The sequence below is a fragment of the Binatus soli (SeqCode) genome (genome assembly GCF_050015535.1).
In the GTDB taxonomy this organism is placed as follows: Bacteria; Desulfobacterota; Binatia; order Binatales; family Binataceae; genus Binatus; species Binatus soli.
The window spans coordinates 1-17,954 of record NZ_JBEKBF010000017.1 but is presented as its reverse complement, the minus strand read 5'-3'; the positions used below and the strand labels follow the sequence as shown (position 1 = coordinate 17,954).

The 17,954-nt window shown below is 61.8% G+C and carries 19 protein-coding genes and 1 other RNA gene; 9 read left to right on the top strand and 11 right to left on the bottom strand.

Going from position 1 to position 17,954, the window contains the following annotated elements; all coding sequences use genetic code 11:
- Positions 1-98: 98 nt before the first annotated feature.
- From ABR989_RS13785 to ABR989_RS13775, 3 genes are all read right to left on the bottom strand, one after another.
- Complete coding sequence (locus ABR989_RS13785; protein ID WP_428129579.1) at positions 99-311, bottom strand: hypothetical protein; 213 nt, start codon at positions 309-311, stop codon at positions 99-101.
- Positions 312-435: 124 nt separating this feature from the next.
- Entirely contained in the window at positions 436-1,176 is a 741-nt protein-coding gene (locus ABR989_RS13780) for a Crp/Fnr family transcriptional regulator (protein WP_428129576.1), read from the bottom strand.
- Between the two features lie 172 nt (positions 1,177-1,348).
- Positions 1,349-1,933 (bottom strand): Crp/Fnr family transcriptional regulator, encoded by a 585-nt coding sequence (locus ABR989_RS13775; protein ID WP_428129703.1) that lies wholly within the window; start codon positions 1,931-1,933, stop codon positions 1,349-1,351.
- 21 nt (positions 1,934-1,954) lie between these two features.
- Here ABR989_RS13775 and ABR989_RS13770 point away from each other — a divergent pair, with 21 nt between their 5' ends.
- Positions 1,955-2,188 (top strand): hypothetical protein, encoded by a 234-nt coding sequence (locus ABR989_RS13770; protein ID WP_428129710.1) that lies wholly within the window; start codon positions 1,955-1,957, stop codon positions 2,186-2,188.
- A 33-nt stretch (positions 2,189-2,221) separates the two neighbouring features.
- Here the strand turns inward: ABR989_RS13770 and ABR989_RS13765 are convergent, their stop codons facing one another.
- Together ABR989_RS13765 and ABR989_RS13760 are read right to left on the bottom strand one after the other, a co-directional pair.
- Entirely contained in the window at positions 2,222-3,541 is a 1,320-nt protein-coding gene (locus ABR989_RS13765; protein ID WP_428129573.1) for an AmpG family muropeptide MFS transporter, read from the bottom strand.
- Positions 3,542-3,651: 110 nt separating this feature from the next.
- Positions 3,652-5,271, bottom strand: a complete 1,620-nt coding sequence (locus ABR989_RS13760) for a hypothetical protein (RefSeq protein ID WP_428129570.1) — start codon at positions 5,269-5,271, stop codon at positions 3,652-3,654.
- Between the two features lie 248 nt (positions 5,272-5,519).
- On the opposite strand from ABR989_RS13760, the gene ABR989_RS13755 reads away from it, so the two are divergent.
- A complete protein-coding gene (locus ABR989_RS13755; RefSeq protein WP_428129567.1) occupies positions 5,520-6,131 on the top strand; it encodes a TetR/AcrR family transcriptional regulator in 612 nt (203 codons plus the stop codon).
- Between the two features lie 101 nt (positions 6,132-6,232).
- Here ABR989_RS13755 and ABR989_RS13750 read toward each other — a convergent pair whose 3' ends face one another.
- Both ABR989_RS13750 and ABR989_RS13745 read right to left on the bottom strand, forming a co-directional pair.
- Positions 6,233-6,850 (bottom strand): hypothetical protein, encoded by a 618-nt coding sequence (locus tag ABR989_RS13750; RefSeq protein WP_428129565.1) that lies wholly within the window; start codon positions 6,848-6,850, stop codon positions 6,233-6,235.
- Positions 6,837-8,087: a glycosyltransferase family 87 protein gene (locus tag ABR989_RS13745; RefSeq protein ID WP_428129564.1), complete on the bottom strand. Its 1,251-nt coding sequence runs from the start codon at positions 8,085-8,087 to the stop codon at positions 6,837-6,839. Before ABR989_RS13745 ends, ABR989_RS13750 begins: the two co-directional genes overlap by 14 nt.
- 136 nt (positions 8,088-8,223) lie before the next feature.
- Here ABR989_RS13745 and ABR989_RS13740 point away from each other — a divergent pair, with 136 nt between their 5' ends.
- Positions 8,224-8,604: a VOC family protein gene (locus ABR989_RS13740; protein ID WP_428129561.1), complete on the top strand. Its 381-nt coding sequence runs from the start codon at positions 8,224-8,226 to the stop codon at positions 8,602-8,604.
- A 13-nt stretch (positions 8,605-8,617) separates the two neighbouring features.
- Here the strand turns inward: ABR989_RS13740 and ABR989_RS13735 are convergent, their stop codons facing one another.
- The 4 genes from ABR989_RS13735 to ABR989_RS13720 form a co-directional block, all read right to left on the bottom strand.
- Positions 8,618-10,348 carry a hypothetical protein gene (locus ABR989_RS13735; protein ID WP_428129559.1) on the bottom strand — a complete coding sequence of 577 codons (1,731 nt, stop codon included), beginning with the start codon at positions 10,346-10,348 and terminating at the stop codon, positions 8,618-8,620.
- 37 nt (positions 10,349-10,385) lie between these two features.
- On the bottom strand, positions 10,386-10,787 hold the full coding sequence (locus ABR989_RS13730) for a DUF2089 domain-containing protein (protein WP_428129557.1): 402 nt from the start codon (positions 10,785-10,787) through the stop codon (positions 10,386-10,388).
- A gap of 414 nt (positions 10,788-11,201) precedes the next feature.
- Positions 11,202-12,308, bottom strand: a complete 1,107-nt coding sequence (locus ABR989_RS13725) for an agmatine deiminase family protein (RefSeq protein ID WP_428129553.1) — start codon at positions 12,306-12,308, stop codon at positions 11,202-11,204.
- A gap of 2 nt (positions 12,309-12,310) precedes the next feature.
- On the bottom strand, positions 12,311-13,186 hold the full coding sequence (locus ABR989_RS13720) for a carbon-nitrogen hydrolase (protein ID WP_428129550.1): 876 nt from the start codon (positions 13,184-13,186) through the stop codon (positions 12,311-12,313).
- Positions 13,187-13,400: 214 nt separating this feature from the next.
- On the opposite strand from ABR989_RS13720, the gene ffs reads away from it, so the two are divergent.
- From ffs to ABR989_RS13690, 6 genes are all read left to right on the top strand, one after another.
- Positions 13,401-13,499, top strand: an RNA gene (gene ffs / locus ABR989_RS13715) — signal recognition particle sRNA small type.
- Positions 13,500-13,535: 36 nt separating this feature from the next.
- Positions 13,536-15,455: a DNA polymerase III subunit gamma/tau gene (gene dnaX, locus ABR989_RS13710; protein ID WP_428129548.1), complete on the top strand. Its 1,920-nt coding sequence runs from the start codon at positions 13,536-13,538 to the stop codon at positions 15,453-15,455.
- A gap of 39 nt (positions 15,456-15,494) precedes the next feature.
- Positions 15,495-15,824 (top strand): YbaB/EbfC family nucleoid-associated protein, encoded by a 330-nt coding sequence (locus ABR989_RS13705; protein ID WP_428129545.1) that lies wholly within the window; start codon positions 15,495-15,497, stop codon positions 15,822-15,824.
- An 11-nt stretch (positions 15,825-15,835) separates the two neighbouring features.
- Positions 15,836-16,459: a recombination mediator RecR gene (gene recR / locus ABR989_RS13700; RefSeq protein WP_423945700.1), complete on the top strand. Its 624-nt coding sequence runs from the start codon at positions 15,836-15,838 to the stop codon at positions 16,457-16,459.
- A 131-nt stretch (positions 16,460-16,590) separates the two neighbouring features.
- Positions 16,591-16,854, top strand: coding sequence for a c-type cytochrome (locus ABR989_RS13695; RefSeq protein ID WP_428129542.1), 264 nt, complete (start codon positions 16,591-16,593; stop codon positions 16,852-16,854).
- Positions 16,855-17,100: 246 nt separating this feature from the next.
- Entirely contained in the window at positions 17,101-17,682 is a 582-nt protein-coding gene (locus ABR989_RS13690; protein ID WP_428129539.1) for a superoxide dismutase, read from the top strand.
- Positions 17,683-17,954 lie beyond the last annotated feature (272 nt).

Sequence of the window (17,954 nt, the reverse complement as noted above, 5' to 3'; positions counted from 1 at the left end):
AACATATCAAGGAGCACGGCGTGCCCTCAAAGATCCTACCTGGGAGCTCTGAACCGCTCGGAGACTGAGGTAGTATCGCTTCTTGTACCGGCGCTGCTTCAGGGCATCTCGAGCAAACAATTGGCGCACAGCGCCCATCGCGCGTGTCCGCCCGCCGGCACAACCAGGATCGCCGCGATCGACAGCTTCGCATTTCCACAGCGACGGCAAATCAAGTCGTCGCCCTCGCAGCGGGCTTCAAACCCGAACTCAGCAATCGCGGCTGGATCGTCGATCAACTCGACCCGTACAAAGTTGGGGTCAGTTTCCAAAGCTTTCCCCGTAAACTCGCGGATCACACGGAGCCAAGCCTTGCGATTCCTTTTGCGACGCCCTCGGTCGGCGATTTCGGATCGTGCGCCTTTAAGCCGCCACCTGTTTATCGGTGGGCGTCACTCAATTCAGATGCGCATCAGTTAGATGCGCACCAGCTTGCGCATTCATGGAATCGAAGAGCTTGGCGACCTGCACGACCATCTGTCGTCCCTGGCGAATCACGAACTTTTCGCGCTCCAATCGCGCCAGATGCTCGGTCACTCTTGGCCGCGAGGCGCCGACCAGGTTGGCGATGTCCTTATGGCTGAAAGATACGCGCAGCAGCGTGCCGCGCGATTCTTCGATTCCAAAGTCTGAACATAGTTCCAGCAGCGCAATCGCTATTCGTTCGTGCAGACCAAGGTTCAGGAAACTCGAGCTGCGCAGCAGGAGGCGATACCACTGCTTCAAATCGTTGCGATGAAATTGCTTGAAGGCGGACTCGGGAGCATTTACGGTAATGCCGTCGAAATCATCCCAACTGACGGTGCCAACGCGGCAATCGTTGTAAGCCTCGCACTGGAAACTGGACTGGCTGATCGGCAGCGCAGGGAATTCGGGAATCGGTCCCGGCGCGAGCATCGCCACCGTGACCCGCTCATTGCGCGCGTTTAAGCAGGTGATCCGCGCAATTCCTGCTAACAGGATGTGAGCATCCTGGGCGAGCGCAACCTCGCGTAGAATCACCGCGTGCCGTTTGTAATTGGCCAGCGCAAGCGCGCCGACCAGAAGCGCAAGCTCAGGCGGTGAGAGCCACGACAGAGCCTTAAGCCTGCTTAGTCTGTCGAGGTCGGTTTCGCGGGAAGTGTTTCTTTCATTCAAGATCGCACCTCGTGCAGAATTGCACCGCAAGAGAGAATAAACCATACTCCATTGGCGCCGAAAAAGGAAATGCGATGTCACCCGCATAACATATGTCTTGTGCTCTAGAGCACTTGAGAACGAGAACGGAAAATTCCCTATGCAGCAATAGGCAGCAGTCGCCAACTACTCGTTAATGCAAACTACGGCGTACTTTTTCGAACTCGTGTTTATCAGCAGAAATATGAGTTTGCGCCAGAAAACTTTCCAATCGATCGCGATTGACAATGAGTTGACGATTGTCGCGCGAAATCAGATGCTTTCGCTCGAACAAATTCAAATGTTCGGTAATTCGGGGCCGCGAGGCGCCGACTAGGTCAGCCAGGTCCCTGTGCCGGGCCGGCAATGTCAGCCGGATCCTTTTTCCATCGGGGATGCCGAAATTTTCACTCAATTCCAGCAGAATCAGAGCCAGGCGCTCTTCCAAAGTGCAGCTCATGAAATTTGCGCAGCGCAATTGAACCAAATCCCAGCGGCCCATATAGCTCGCTGCCAATTGTTTGAAGTCCGCCGATGCGATTCCCAGCGATATTTCGACGAACGACTCGAGGTCAATCGTGCCTATCTGACAAGGGGTGACCGCTTCGCAGCGAAAGTTGTAACTGATGCCGGGGACCGGCGGCGGGAAGCCGGGTATCATGCCGGGCGCGACCATGATCACCAATGTACGCTGACCCTTGCGATTGCGGCATGTGATTCGCGCCACTCCTGCCAGCAAGATATATGCGGAATCGGGTGAATGTTTTTCGTCGAAAATGATCGTGCGTTTTTCGACTGTGCTGACCGTCAGCGCGTTGGAGAGCTTTTCGAGCTGGCGCGCCGTGAGCCAGGAGATATTCTTGAGGCCCCGCAGTCTTCGGCTGCCGGATGCTCGAACAGGGCGCATCTTTCGAATCTAGCAGGCGGATTGGCGCGCGAGCAGAATAACGCCCGCGACATAAAGTTCATTCGACGAATGTTGTTATCTATGTAACAAATTCGCGCTGACGCTCAATCGCTGTGCAGATCACACAAATGTAGTGTTCCTGCTCCCAAGCAATGGCCCGGCGTCGCGCCGTGCGATCCAGATCAGCAGCACAAGCGCCGGGATCGTCGCGACTGTGGTGAGGATGAAGAACGGCACCCAACCGAGCTTGTCTGCCAGCACGCCCCCCGAAGACGCGACCATCGTGCGCCCCACCGCTGCCAGTGAAGACAGCAGCGCGTACTGAGTAGCGGTGAACGCGGGTGAGCACAGGCCGGAGAGGTAGGCCACCAGGGCAGTGCCCGCCATCGCGCCCGTCAGATTCTCGGCGGCGACGCACAGCGCGAGATAGTCGAGCCGATGGCCGCCCACCGCCTGCAGCACGTAGAACAAATTGCCGGCCGACTGGAGGGCCCCGCACAGTATGAGGGCGCGCATCACACCGAGCTTCGACGTCACCACGCCACCGACCAGGGCGCCGACAACAGTCGCGACGAATCCGACCAGTTTGGAGACGGCGGCGATCTCGTTGAGTGAGAAACCGAGCGAGATGTAGAGCGGCATCGCCATCACGCCCGCCATCGCTTCGCCGAGCTTGTAACCGACGATGAAAAGGACGATCGCCGGCCACATCGGCCGCCGCATGAAGTCGGCGAACGGCCCCGTAACCGCAGTAGCGAGCCAATCGCGGAGCGCATCCCATCCCCCCGTTGCGGTATGCGGCTCGGCCTCTGGCGGCGTCGTTGGCTCGGGCCCGAGGATGAACACGAGCATCCCCACACCCAGCAGCGCCGCCATCGTGGCATAGGCCGCGAACCAACCGTAGCGGGCCGCAACGATCAGCGCGCCGGCGCCCGAGACCAGCATGGCGATCCGGTACCCGGTCTGGATCATGGCGGCGCCGGGGCCCTGCTGCTCGGGCGTGAGGATCTCGACCCGATACGCGTCGATAACGACGTCCTGGCTCGCGGAAAGGAATGCGACCAGCAGCGCCAGCGCCCCCATGAGCGCGAGATCGAACTTTGGTTGACAAGAGCCCAAGGCGAGCGTCGCGGCGACGAGTGCGAGCTGAATGGCGATGCCCCACCCGCGCCGTCGCCCAAGCGGAATCGGCGGCGGCAGCCGATCGATCAGCGGTGACCACAGGAACTTGAAGGCGTATGGCGTCCCGACCAGGGCGAAGGCGCCGATGGCTGCACGGCTCACGCCGGCGGTGGCGAACCAGGCTGACAGTGTCGAAAAGGTCAGCAGCAGCGGGATGCCGCTGGCGAAGCCGAGCGGCAGGATCAGCAGCACGCGCCGATCGGTGTAATCCGCCAATGAACGCCGCCAGGGATTCATGCCCTTCGCTTCGCTTGTCACACCCTGTAATCCCGGCATGCTGACTTTATATCACCTGAAATGCCGATATCGCACGTAAAATCGCGATTTCCTGTCTGCTACGGTTGTCGCCGCGAAGGCGGGAGGGAAAATCAAGGGAAAGAATTCTCAGGGGTGTCTTTGACTGAAACGGTTATGGGCGCAATCTTTGCCGCGGCCGAAGTGTCACGGGCGAACAGGACACAGGAACCGTCGCGATAGATCTGCTTCCACCCGGGTTGCGCGATGACCAGTTTGTACGGGGGGTCGTTCTTTTGCCCGACGAGGACGAAATCGTGCGGATAGTTGGCCAGGGTTTCTTTGCCGGCGACTTTCCCATTGGCGAACGCCAGGTAATCGTCAATAACCTTGGGCGGATACACGGTGTCGTAGCGCCCGTCGATGAAGACCTTGCTCGCGGGCGGCATGTGCCAGATGACGTACTCGCCCCATTGGAAGTCGGCCAGGATGTTGCCGCTCAAGCGATGCTCCTTCATGTAGGAGATTGCGCCGACCGGATAAGGATCGTTTGCCGCCATCTTTTTCGAGAAGAGCCCGGTCAGGATCAGCAACTCAAACGCCGCAACCGCGACCATCAACTGATTTATCGTTGCAGAGCGCTCTTTCGCATGCGCCACCGGCAACCCCAAGCGCTCGCGACGAGCCTCGAGCGCCAGCGTCGTATGCCGCGCGAGCGGAGTAACCGTGGCGATCACTGCAAGCGGAAGATTTCTGACCGCAAGCAACGCGGCTGCGATCATCAGAGCCGCGATGGAAATCAGCGCAATGTCGCCACCGCGTGGCGTCTGAATGAAGGTCACACCGAGCGCCACGAACATCGCTAACGCCAGGATCTTGCAGGCGACGCCCCACCCGTGGCTCTGTCTCCAGTGGAAAAGCAATGACTGTGGGAGCGATAGCCAATCGACGATGGCCGTGCGCGTGTGAGGGTTCTGAAGCGCATGGAGGACGGCCTGCCAGGTACCGACGCCGTACGGAGTCGCGAGCGTCGCTATCGTGGAAGCGGCGGTGATCGCCAACAGCCACATCGCCCGACGCATCCCGCGGCCAAGGACCAGGTCCTGACCGAATACCACGGCGGTGAACGTGCCCAGGGCGGCGAGACCCATGATGAAGCCGCCATGCAAATTCGCCCAGATCGCGAGAATCGGAATCGCGAGCCATACGGGGGCGCGGCCACGATAGTTGTACCGCGAAAGAATCGCGAGCAGGGCACTCATCAGGGCAAATGTGAAGATCTGAGGTCTGAACTGGATGTGCATAGCCAACGGCGCGCTTGCGGCGATCAGGATTGCGAACTGGACGCGCGCCGGCGATTCGGTTTCCTCCATTGCCACCGCGAGGAAAAGGATCGTCGCAGCGGAGCAGGCGAACTTCATCAGGTTGAGTCCGACCGTGCCGAAAGCGTTGTATATCGCACCCATCAGAACTTCGGTCAGCCATTCATGGTTGAGCCACAGATGCCCCGGCGCCGAATACGAATACTGATCGTAAAAAATCAGGCGCCGCTGCGCGAGCACGTCCTGTCCGAATCGCACGTGCCCCCATAGGTCCGGGTCCGCCAGCCGCGTCGAATCCGCAACGACGATGGCTATGAAGATTAAGGCAGGTGAGTAATGGAGAAGTGAGACCCTCTTCAGCCGCGACGGCGCCGCCGTTTCGACGTTTATCGATCCGGCAGCCGGCGCACCAACCCCCCGACTTGCGCTCATTGCGAAGGTTCCGCAGAGCTATACGGCTTCGCCACCCCGCTCTCCATCCTCCTCGGCGATGACCGTATCACAACAACTGTCCATTTGCCTCTTCCTTGCGCGTCTGCGTCAAATTCCCACGGCGCCGTGCGCTGCTGACTTCATATCGCCTGAAATGCCGATATCGCGCGTAAACGTCTTCACGATCCGTTCGGCTCGGACAGCGCTTCCTTGATCGCGATTCCCGGTCTGCTACGATTGTCGCCGCTATGGGCGCCTCTTCACCAACCGGAAATAGTTTCAGGCCGCGGCTGACGCAGGACGAGAAAACCGCGGAAACGCGGCGCCGCCTTCTCGACGCGGCTATTGTGTGCCTGATCGATCGCGGCTACGCGAACACGACGACTTCCGAAATCGCGGAGTGCGCCGGCCTTTCCCGCGGTGCACAGCTCTACCATTTCCCCAAGAAAGAGGAATTGCTCACCAGCGCGGTCGAGCACCTTTTCGGGTTGATGTTCGGCGAGATGAAGGAGAAGGTCAGCCGCCTGACCAGTGAGAATGATCGGCGCACCGTGGCGATCGATTTGTTGTGGGAGATTGCCAACGGCCGGCTGGCGACCGCATGGCTCGAGCTGGTTGTCGCGAGCCGCACCGATTCGTATCTGCGCGAGTCGGTGAGCGCAGCGAACGATCGGATGGCGGATTTCATCGATCAATCCTTCAAGGAACTCTTCCCGCGTCCCGATTCGGCCGGCGCCGACTATGAGCTGATCCCGCACATCGCGTTCCTGATCCTCGAAGCGATGGCTCTCCAGGGCAAGACGATGAACCCGAAGCTGACGGCGAGAGTCCTGGATGCGCTCAAGGCTGTGAAGCTGTAGCCGCGCCGTCCGGGCGCCGTACTATTTCTCCGCCGGACGAATTTTCATCGCGACCATCTCGCTTGCCCGCTTCGCCTGCGCTTGCAAGAAAGCGAAATCCCTTACCTGGGAACCGTCGGGCTTGCGCCGTCGCCCTGGTAGCCGGATCGCGCCAGGTAGCGGGCGGGGAAACGACTGTTGAAGACGAACCCGGCAATCAACAATGCCGTCGGCAGCGCAAATCCGGGTACCAGCTTGCCGAAGTTGCCGCCGATGACGACGCCGGTCACAGCGAAGCCGACGTTGACGGTCATCAGTCCGCACCAGACAAGAGTCATCACCAGGTTAAGCCGGATGAAGATCGGATGATCCCAAAATTCGGACGGCGCGTTTTCGCGGGCGTAGGCGGCGGTGAACGGATGGCCGATCACGACCGAGCTCCACGCGGCAACCGCGAAGCATGACCAGATGACGACCACGTTGTAGGCCGGGAACACGGTCGAGTGCAGGCCTATCATCAGGACTGAGCCGATCACGAAGAAGGTCAGCGTGGTCCAGTCCATCAGTCTGATCGAGATGCCGCGGCGCAGCCGCACGGCGATAAATACCAGACAGAGGATTAACCCGCCGCCGGTCGCCACGCGCCAGTGATTGGCGCCGGAAGCAAAGCCGTAGAGGACAAAGGGCCCGAACGACATCAGGCCGATTGCAACGCCCGAAAGTTTTTTATGTTCCGCCACGCGCGCGCCCTCCTTCACTGACAATCGCGCCGAAACCCGGTGCAGGGGCTGGCGCCTGCGCGCGGCGGGCGATGTCGGCCAACAGCAGGAGCATCGCGAGGGGTGCGATTGGAATCATCGCGCGACCGGCGAGTGAGCGCGCGAACAGCGGCAGGAGCCAGAGGAAGGCGAGCAGCGATTTTTCCCACGGGAGGAAACCCGAGCGCCGGCCTTCAATCGCAATCCATGCTATGGGCAGCGCAAGCACGACCAGGTCGTAGTCCATTATGTAGGGCGTCGCCAGCAATATGCCGGTTGCGAGCGCGGCGGCGTGAAGCTCGAATTTCGCGGTTCGCCGCCATATCCAGATGACGGCGAGCGCGGTTATCAAGCTTACCGCGGCTTGGAAGGCGTAAGATGCCGCGACATCGAATCCCAACAGGCGCGCGGCCGCGAAGCCGCTCTGTAGCTTCTCGAATCCGCTGCCGCCCTGCTCGAGCACGACGTGGCGGGTAAAGCTGACGCTGGCAAAAAAAGCCTGCCAAGTTTGTTCACCGAATATCGCGAGTGACAGAGCTGCGAACAATACCACCGTGACCGACGCCGATCCGATCGCGCGCCAGCGGCCGGTGGCGAGTAGAAATATCGGCACGAGCACGCCGTATTGCGGCTTGTAACTCATCAGTCCGAACATCACGCCGGCAAGAATCGGGCGTCGCTTAAGCGTCAGCAGGGCGGCTCCGAGCAAAGCGAGAGTGAGAAATCCATTCTGCCCGTTGGTCAGATTGACCAGCGCGCCGGGAAAAGCGATCGCGAGCCAAAGCGAATCGCGCTCGGGGTCGATCTTCCACAAGACTCCGAAATAAGCGGCGAAGCTTGCCGCGGTCCATGCGATCAAAGACCAGGCGTACGGCAGCATCGCCAGCGGCAACACTATCAGCAGATACATTGGCGGGTAGTGAAAGCCGGCAAAGCCAAGCGCCGGGTCGGCTACCGCCGAGCGTTCGACGGTCCACAGGCGTGCGACGTTGTAAACGGCGGCCGGAGCGCCGTGGAGCGTCAGCCACGACGCAGACCACGGGTCGATGAAGTCGGCGCCGATGGCATGTCCGGCGGGATCGACGAGACCTTTGCTGCGCATCAGCCAGACGACGGCGCTTATGGCGTAAGCTGCGAGGAACAGTTTCGGATATATGACGAGGCGCCGGCGTGTGAGCCACGGCGCTCGTCTGAAGAAGTCGAGTATCGAACTACCCACTAACCTCCGCGCGAGTCTACCCCATAACTGCAATCGACGGCCAGCGGCTCCGCTGCGGGCAATCCAGCGCAAGACGCATCCCTGCCAAAGCGCTATAAGGGTCTGGGCCGGCTAAGCGCCGCGAGGAGAATAACAGATGCTAGGCGACTACCCAGTGATAGCGATGATCGCGACGACGCAGCCGGAGCGCGCCAAACACTTCTATTCGGACGTGCTGGGGCTCAAGCTGGTCGAAGACGGATGGTTCGCGATTGTGTTCACGGCCGGAGGCACGAGGCTCCATATTCAGAAGGTGAAGCAGTTTTCGCCTTTGCCGTTCACGGCGATGGGCTGGACCGTCGCCGACATCGCCGCGACCGTGGCGAGACTCGCGCACAAGGGCGTCAAGTTCGAGCGTTACAAAGAGATGCCGCAAGATGACGCCGGCGTCTGGACGACTCCGGATGGCACTAAGGTATGCTGGTTCAAGGACCCCGACGGCAATACTCTGTCGCTAACTCAGTTCCCTTCGAAGTGAGTAGTCCGACGCGTCAGCGGCGGGCGTCGGCACCGCGGGATACCTCCATCCAGGCGTTGATCAGATCGTCGGCCTCGTCGGGCTCGAGGCGGCCATCTTTCACGGCGGCGAGAATCTCAAGGATCGCGTCATCGCGACTCAGTTTTTCAGTTGCGCCGGGGGTGAATTTCGCCGACTGACTATCGGAGGCCGGCGTTTCAGCATCCGACTGAGTATTCGATTGAGTAGTTGATCCGGTCGCTGACTGAGTAGTGCTGCCGGCCCGATCATGCGAACGGTCGCGCACGTTGCGCGCGGCTTCGCGGATCTTGTCGCGCATCTCGCGCGCGGCGTGGCGCACCCGCTCGCGCATCTCGTGGCGCGCCTCGCGCGATCCGCCGCGCACGGCATCCGCCACCAGGTCGCCGATTTCCTTGCCCAGCTTCGCGAGCCTGTCGCCGACATCGCCGGGAACCGACTCTTCGATTTCGGCAACCGCCCGCTCGACTTCGTGGAGTCCCTCGCTGACGCTGCGTTTCACGTCGCGGGTAACTTCGCGCACGATGGTGCTGGACATCCCGCCGCTCTCGGCAACGAACTGGCCGGCGGCGTCGAGCACGCTGCGCACAAAGGCGGGAATCTCGCCGCCAAGCTCGTCGGCGAGATCCTCGAACGGGGCGGAGAATGCGCCGCTCATGCGCGAGCGGTAGCCGCGGCCGGAGAAATCGCGCTCGCGCGCGTCGGCGCTCGCGACAATCACGTCGGCGCCGCGAGTCTCAACGGCAAGTTTCAGGCGCGCACCCGAGGCCGGGTCGGGACCGATCGGACCGTGAACATGATTGCGGCCGAGCCACTTGAGTCCTGCGGCGTCGACGCCATAGGTGCGGATTCGGCCCCATCCCGCGGAGGCGTCGAGCTCGAGCGAGGCGTTCGCTTCCACTTCCACGTTGACCCGTCCGCGGCTTCTGACGCTCCAGGTTTTATCGGCCGGAAAGGGACCGGCGAGATAGACCGCGCCGCCCACGTCTTCGAGGTTGAGCGCGCCGCCGACGCGGCCGATCCGCGCGCTGCCGCCGACAAAGCCCACCGCGATTTCGCCGGCGATACTGTCGGCCGCGAGCTTGCCGCCTATTTTGCCGATCCGGATTGCGCCAGACAGATTCGAGGCGCGCACTTTGCCGCCGACGACGCCGGCCTCGACGTGGGCGCCATCTTCGATTTCGAGATGTCCACCGACGATGCGGGCGATGAACGGCCCGTGCAGGCCAAGCAGCCGCGCGCCGCCGGCTATTTTTTCGATCGCCACTTCGCCGTCGATGGCGCGGCAATCGAATTCGCCGGCGACCAGGCTGAAAGCGATCGCGTGGGCGGATTCAACCGAGAGCGCGCCGCGGACTTTGAGGCCTTCAACCGAACCGGCTTCCTTGATGGAGACGTTGCCGCTGACGGTGTCGCGAATGGAAATGGCGCCGATGCGGCGCGCGTGGAGATTGCCGCGGACGCGCTTGACGGCGAAGGGGGTGGCGAGATCGGAGACGTTCAGGTCGCCGGCAAGATCTTCGACTTCGACGGTGACGCCGGCGGGGACCGCGATGGTGGCGTTGCCGCGCAGCGTCATTTCGGCGACGCCCGCGTCGCGAGCGAGCTCGGGCGCGGTGTTGGTATCGATCTCGACGGCAGAACGGTTTGCGCCGGAGATTTTCAGATTTCCGGCAGCGCGCAGGATGCGGATCGATTCAACTCCTTCAAGCGTCGTGATGGCCATAGCGGATTTCCTCCGTTGATTTTGCTTGATTGACTGTTCAGTCGTCTTTTGAGCCGGGCTCGTTGAGCGCGGCGAGTGCTTCCGCTGGCGTGAGCTTGCCGCCCTTCAGATCGGCCAGGACCGAGCGGCGCCGCGAGCCGTCGTCGCCGGAAGCCGCGGCCTCGGGAGCGGACTTGGCGGAGTAGCCGAGCGCGGTGATGACTTCGTCGAGGCGCGCGCGCACGGTCGGGTATGAGACGCCGAGTTCACGCTCGACTTCGCGGATTACGCCGCGGTTCTTGACGAAGACCTCGACGAAATCAATCTGCGCACCGCTGAGCTTGAGCAGGGCGGGCGGGGCGAATTCGCCATCGATCGAGATCGAGCAGTCGGGGCATCGCAGGCGCGCGACGGTGAGATTTCCGTCGCATGATGGGCATTTAAGAATTATTGGCCGCATGATGAGTAAGATTCGCCTAAATATTAAGATTGTCAAGTTCAGATTAAGATTCTTAATTTTTCATTGAAACCGCGGATGGCAAGCGGGCTTGCCTGAATCGCAGGCGACAGAGCCGCGATGCGCGCCGCAAGCCGTCTTTTTCACCTATTGATTTCGACGCAAAACGAGCAATTCATACAACTGGTTGTGGTTCTTGGACGACCATGCTCTATCGGTAGTTTCGTTCCGTCAAAATTAATTTTCACTGGACACCGGGGTCGTGGCAAAAGCACGAGTAGTCCGCTTTCGAGTGAGGCGTGCAGTATCGTGACTTTGTGCATGCTGTTCGCGTAGCACAGCAAATCCGCCGGGGGCAGGCTGAACAGTTCATCCCCGAACGCGGAACCAGCCAAGCCCTGACCTCTTCCCGATTCTCTAAGCATGCGGCACGGGGTGCTGCTGGCTCAGGCAATGAACCGAGCCGAGGCCCCAGACCAGGTCCGTCGAGGGGACGGCGACGACGCGGCGGCCGGGGAAGAGTCGGGAGAGCGTCGCGGCCGCGACGGAATCCCGCGGGGATTCGAAGGTCGGCATCAGGACTGCGCGGTTGGCTATATAGAAGTTCGCGTAGGAGGCGGGCAGGCGCGTGCCGTCGTAGATGACGGCCGGTGGCATCGGGAGAGTTTCGATGTTGAAGGGGCGGCCGTCCTGATCGCGCATCGCGCGGAGGCGGTTAAGGTTGTCGCGCAGCGTCGTGTAGTTCACGTCGGCGGGGTCGTCCTCGAGGACAGTGACGATAGTGTCGGGGGCGACGAAGCGCGCGAGGTCGTCGATGTGGCCGTCGGTGTCGTCGCCGGCGATTCCGTCGCCGAGCCACAGCACGTTGGTCACGCCGAGATATGTGCGGAGGTAATCCTCGATGTCGGCGCGGCTGAGCGCGGGATTTCGATTCGGGTTGAGCAGGCATGACTCGGTGGTGAGCACGGCGCCGGCGCCGTTGACGTCGATCGAGCCGCCTTCGAGCACGATTCCCGGTTCGATCACTTCGAAGCCGTAGCGGAGCCCTAGCTTTTGCGGGACGACGTCGTCGAGATCGAATGCGCCGTACTTCCGGCCCCACGAGTTGAAGCGCCAGTCGAGCGCGATCTGATTTGGGCCGACGGGCGAATCGGTTGCGAGGCGGTTGACAAAAATGGGACCGTGGTCGCGCGCCCATGCGTCGTTGGTGGGCAGATAAAATATATCGACAGCCCGAATCGCCGCGCCGTCGTTATTGCCCTGGCGGCGGGCCGCGTCGCGAATCATCACACGCACTTCATCGATCTGCGTTTCATTTTCGTTGTTGACCATCAGGCGGACGGGCTCGAATTGCGCGATGGCCGCGACCATATCCGCATAGATCGGTGGGATAACGTCGAACTTGCCGGGCCAGGTGTCGAGATTGTGCGGCCATGCGAGGTAACAGGCGAGATGCGGCGCCCATTCGGGCGGCATCCGGTAGGCCGCGAGCAGGCGGCGATGCTCAGGTGAAATGGGATTCACGGTTACGATCGAAAGCGGCGCGTCAGGTCCGCGTAGGCGTCGATTCGGCGATCGCGCAGGAAGGGCCAGTTGCGGCGGACTTCCTCGATCTTGGCCAGGTCGCATTCGACGACCAGCGTTTCCTCGTCGGTGGTGCTTGCGCGCGCGATGACCTCGCCCGATGGATCGGCGACGAATGAAGCGCCCCAGAATTCGAGTTCACCCTCGACGCCGACGCGATTGACGGCCGCGACGAAGACGCCGTTGGCGATGGCGTGGCTGCGCTGGATCGTCTCCCAGGCGTTTTGCTGTTTGGGACGGACTGTTTCCGGCTCGCCATGCCACCATCCGATCGCGGTCGGATAGAACAGGATCTGCGCGCCAGCCATCGCGGTGAGCCTGGCCGCCTCGGGGAACCATTGATCCCAGCATACGAGCACGCCGAGCGGGCCACGCGAGGTGGGGTGCGCGACGAAATCGAGATCGCCGGGGGTGAAGTAGAATTTTTCGTAATAGCGGGGATCGTCGGGGATATGCATCTTGCGGTAGCGGCCGACGATTTTCCCGGCCTCATCGATAACAGCGGCAGCGTTGTAATAGAGGCCCGCCGCGCGGCGCTCGAAGATCGACGCGACGATGATGATTTTCCGCGCCTTTGCCACGGCGCCGAGCGCTTCGGTGGTGGGTCCGGGAATCGGTTCGGCGAGATCGAAAAATTTCGGGTCCTCGGTCTGACACGGGTAGTGCGCGCCGAACAGCTCCTGGGTGCAGACGATTTGCGCGCCGCGCCGGGCGGCCTCCTCGATTTTGGCGATTGCCTTGTCGAGATTGAGACGCGGCTCGGGCGCACAGCTCATCTGGAGGAGGCCAATAGCGACCTTGTCGGCGCGCGATCCCATGACAATTGTGATAGCAACCGCGCGCCGCGCACGCCATCACCCCTGGCGTCTTCCGACGCTCGAAGACTCGCGTCGGTTGCAGCACAATCGAGTTACATGGGGCACGAAAAATTTTCGTCATTGGCAGTTGCATGAACGGCGCTGTGATATTCTAATAAAGCGCGCAAAAGGAACGCGCGTTTGGAGTAATTTATCGGAACTGCCCGCCGCTGATAGCCGGGTCCTGCGCAAGGGAAGGCCGCGAACCCCGCCAGGTCCGGAAGGAAGCAACGGTACCGGCTGACACCCTGTGCCGCAGGGGTGCCTGGCTATCATTCGACGGGCAGTTCCAGTGCGAAAAGATTTCGCGATGGCCGAATCCCTAACGACACATCTCGTACTCGCGCGCAAATGGCGGCCGGAGCGCTTCTCGGAGCTGGTGGGCCAGGAGCACGTGACGCGCACGCTCAGCGAAGCGCTGAAGCGGGGCCGAATAGCGCACGCGTTTCTATTCACCGGGATTCGCGGCGTCGGCAAGACCACGGCGGCACGAATTCTCGCGCGATGCCTCAATTGCGAGAAGGGTCCGACCGCGGAGCCGTGCGGCGAATGTGCGGCGTGCGTGGAGATTCGCGGCGGCCGCTCGCTCGACGTCAGTGAGATCGACGGCGCTACATACCGCAAGATCGAGGACGCGCGCGCGATAATCGAAAACTTGAGCTACCGCCCGGCGCGCGACCGCTTCAAGATTTACATTATCGACGAGGCGCATCAGCTGACCGATTCGGCCTTCAACGCGCTGCTGAAGACGCTCGAGGAGCCGCCGCCGCACGTCAAGTTTATCCTCGCGACGACCGAGCCGCAGAAGATGCCGGAGACGATCCTGTCGCGCCTGCAGCGCTACGACTTTCGGCGCATCCCGTACGCCACGATTCTCGAGCGGCTGAAGGATCTCGCACGGCGCGAAGGGCTCGAGGTCGAGGAGAGCGCGCTGCGGCTGCTCGCGCGCGAGGCCGGCGGCAGCATGCGCGATGCGGAGCGGATGCTCGAGACCGCGATGGCAACGGCAACGGCGTCGGGCAAGGTGACGGAGGCCGAGGTGGCATCGTCGCTCGGCGTCGCGAGCCGGACTACGGTTTTGAAACTGGCCGACGCGATTTTGGAGAAGAACGCGGCCGGAGCGCTCGCGCACGTGCGCGAGCTTAAGAGCCGCGGCGCAAACCTTGAATCGCTGGGGCGCGATCTGCTCGAGACGTTCAGAAATCTCGCGGTCGCGAAACTTCCCGCAAGCGACGCGGACAGCCCGCTCGACGATATTCCCGATCACGAAGTGACGGAGCTCAAGCGGCTGGCCGCGGGCGCGAGCTCGCGCGACCTCATGCGGCTGTTTCGTCTGATGGCCGATTCGCAGGAACAGATTCTTCGCTCGCCGTATCCCGACCTGCTGCTCGAAATGGCGGTGGTACGGATGGCGTCGCTGGCGGCGGTGATCGACGCCGACGAGTTGCTGCGTGCGATCGGCTCGGACAAGACTGCGGCGCCGCCGGCCTCGGGGACTCCACCCGCGCCGTCCGGCGGCGGCTCGAGCAGCCGGGGCGCGGCGAAGCCGGAGGCCGCATCGAAGGAACAATCCAGTGGTGCGCGGCGGCTGCGCGTCGAGGGCGAAGTCAAGGCCGATGCGCCGCTTCGCCACGAGGTTCAAGACAACAGCCCGCGTGAACTTCCCGAGCTGCGCGATTTCATCCGGGGCCGACGCGCTGCGCTGGCCGGTTTCATGGAGCAGGGCGCGGGACTTGTGCTCGACGGCGATCTGCTGACGGTCACGGCGCGAAACGACATTTACGTCCGCTATCTGAACGACAACAAGACGGTGATTGCGGAGCTTGCGAGCGAGCATCTTGGCCGCGCGATTCGAGTCGAGCTTTCGACCAACGGGGTGGCGAAGCTTGCTGCTGCCGGCCGCGCTACGATCCCGCTCGGCGGCAACGGCCTGACGCGAGAATTGCCGTCTGCAGCGGCGGCGGATACAAATAATCCGATTGCGACGAAGAACGCGCAAAAAGAGACGGCGGCATCGAAGCCTGTTGAACCAACCGGAGAAATCGCGCCGACGCCGCCGGCGATGGATGCTGCGCGGCGCGCAGCGACACCCGAGGAACGGCAAGCGGTGCTTGCGGATCCCGCGGTGCGAAGAGTGTTTGATACGCTGGACGCGCGGCTGGTGGAACTCAGGATACCGAATCTCGCGCCGGCTTCGGCGAGGGAAGGCGGCGACCCGGAATCAAGGTAGTACGCCGCGCAGGGGAGCACGCGGCAAGGAGCAATCAGAATGGCAGAAATAGACTTGTCGGCATTGATGCAGCAGGCGCAAGCGCTGCAGTTGCGAATGAAGGAGATGCAGGAAACGGCGTCAGCCAGAACCGTTGAGGCTCAATCGGGCGGCGGGATGGTGCGCGTGGTCGTTGACGGCTCGCTGCGCCTGCGCAAAATAGAAATCGATGCCGCGATCGTCGCGGCCAACGACAAGTCGATGCTCGAAGATCTGATCCTGGTCGCCGTTAACGACGGGATGGCGCGCGCGCAGAGGATGCTCGCCGACGAGATGGGCAAGCTCGGTCCGCTCCAGGGTCTGCAGATCCCCGGCTTCGGCACCGAATGACGGAGCGCGGGATGCCGGAAAACCTGAAGCGCCAGGACGGCCTGCCGCCTGCGATGACGCGGCTTGTCAAAGAACTGTCGCGGCTGCCCGGGATCGGCGAGAAGACAGCGTCGCGGCTGGTGTTCAATCTGCTCAATCGGCCGCGCGACCAGGTGATCGCGCTGGCCGAAGCGCTGCTCGAAATGAAAGAGCGTGTCGGTCTGTGCTCGGGATGCTTCGGGCTGTCGGACCATCCACGCTGTCAGATTTGCGACGACGAGGGACGCGAACGGGAGGTGATTTGCGTAGTGGAAGGGCCGGCGGACTTAATGGCTATCGAGCGAGCCCGCAGTTTTGGAGGCGTGTATCACGTGCTCAATGGCGCGCTCGCACCGTTGGACGGCATCGGCCCCGACGACATCAAGATGAAAGAACTGATTGCCCGCGTGAGCCCGCCCGCGGTCGTTCGCGAGGTGATAATCGCGACCAATGCGACCGTCGAGGGCGAGGCGACCGCGCTTTACATCGCGCGCGCGCTGAAACCGCTCGGCGTGAGGACGACGCGGCTGGCGCGCGGACTGCCAGCCGGCGGCGACCTCGAATACAGCGACTCCGCGACTCTGACCAGTGCGCTCAGCGGCCGCCGCGAACTCTAGCCCACGTGCAAACAGTCTTCGGCCAACCCATCAGGTCAGGAACGGCGGCGCGTGCGCGACGGCAATCGTGGCTCGGCGCGTGCGCGGCGATATTTGCGATAGCACTGTCGGCGTGCGGTCCGTCAAAGCCGTTGACGCCGGCAGAGAGGGGGCGAATCGCGTACGTGACCACCTGCATGGTTTGCCATAACCGCGATCCCAACCTGGCCGGCAGCAAGGGACCGGCGATCGCGGGTTCATCGCGCGAGTTGGTTGCCGATCGCATTCTGTATCTCAAGTATCCGCCCGGATACAAACCCAAGCGCACGACGCATAACATGCGTGCGCAGCCTCAGCTTAAGAATAAGATCGACGACTTGGTGGCTTTTCTTGCCGAGGCAGCGAAGAAGAAATGAAGCAGCCGCGGTTGGCGCTGCTTATGCTTTCTTTTTAGCGAGAAACTTCGGCTGAACTCGAAATTAGGTGATGGGCGGTTTTGAAATTGTGAGGTGGACTAGGCCGGACTAGCCGGGACGAAGCGGGACCGAAATTCGGTAGTGTATCCTCAACTCCGAATCGGGCGTAGGATTTTACGGTCGATCTTTACCCACAACCGGGCGCCGTATCGCATTTGGCGTCTCCGCCCGAAAGGATATTTCGCCATGGCTTTTGAACTTCCAAATCTCCCATACAGTATGGACGCGCTGAAACCCCATATCTCCGCCGAGACGCTCGAGTATCATCACGGCAAGCATCACAAGGCCTACGTCACCAAGCTCAACGAACTGGTGGTGGGCACCAAATTCGCGAGCGCTTCGCTCGAAGAGATTGTGAAGACGGCGGAACCGGGGCCGCTCTTCAACAGCGCGGGGCAGCATTGGAATCATTCCTTCTACTGGAAATCCTTGAGTCCGAAGGGCGGCGGCGAACCCGGAGGTCCGGTCGCCGATGCGATCAAAAAAGGCTTCGGCAATTTCGATGCGTTCAAGAAAAAATTCAGCGAGGTTGCCGCTGGTCACTTCGGCAGCGGATGGGCGTGGCTGGTGCGCGCGAAGGACGGCTCGCTGCAAGTCATCGCGACCCATGACGCGGGATGCCCGATACGCGAAGGTCAGACCCCGATAATCACCTGCGACGTTTGGGAGCATGCGTACTACATTGACTATCGCAACGCGCGTCCCAAGTACGTCGAGGCGTGGTGGGAACTGGCCAACTGGGATTTCGCAAACGCGAATTTCAAATAGTCAACAGTCAAGGCGCGACGCCTTCGCCCAGGATGCGATCGCTTATCTGTGCTCGAACGATTGCCGCGTGACGCCGGGCGCGATTATTGCGGTTTACGGACGCGCGTGAGACGCGCGCCGGATTCAACTGTGCGCGGCCGCGGCGTGTGAATCCGCCAAGTGGAGCTGCGATCTATGCGGCATCGCCAGCCGATCAGCGATCACGCGGTACACATCGGCGTTCAATCCCATCCCGACGTGACTGCCCATCACTTCGACGTTTTCCACCGTCG